This window comes from Paenibacillus sp. P4_A7 (genome assembly GCF_056402455.1).
In genome coordinates, this window is sequence record NZ_JBFUHJ010000933.1 from 1 (window position 1) to 540 (window position 540).

Here is a 540-nt window from a genome sequence, read left to right on the forward strand (position 1 = left end):
CATTAACGCCCCAGCCCATGTAGACGAAAATATAGTCATTGCCGCTCGCTGAGATCAAGTCGTAATGACCGCGATTGTCCTTATAGGATTCACCATAGAAAGGTTTATCCTCGAAGCGTGCCTTGCCAAAATACTGCGAAAACGCCGAGTAATCCGGTACCGAGTTTGCTCCTCCATCAAATACATCATGGTTCCCGGCTACTACTCCGTATGGGATGTCAGCATCCTCAAGCACCTTCATGAACTTATCCGCCCGGTCCCACTGATCCATGTTAGCTGAGAAATTAACGATATCACCAACGTGCGCCACGTAGCGAATATTCATCGCTTCCTTATTGTCCCTAATCCATTCGACCTGAGCTTGGAAGTATTCAGGTATAATTTCCGCATAAAGCTGCGTATCAGGCATGGCTACAAACGTATAATCGTAATCATCCCGTCCCGGAATCAGGTCCTGAATTAGCGCTTGAACCTGGCCGTTGCTAACATACTCAGCGGCTGGTACGGAAGCAGCCAAAGTGAAGTCCTCCTCTGAAAGGG

Annotated in this window: 1 protein-coding gene; it reads right to left on the reverse strand. The window is 48.3% G+C overall.

The window, feature by feature from the left end; genetic code table 11:
* On the reverse strand, positions 1–517 hold a 517-nt coding region (locus tag AC1DWN_RS35020), incomplete at its 3' end, for a metallophosphoesterase (RefSeq protein WP_477563385.1).
* Between the last annotated feature and the right edge of the window lie 23 nt (positions 518–540).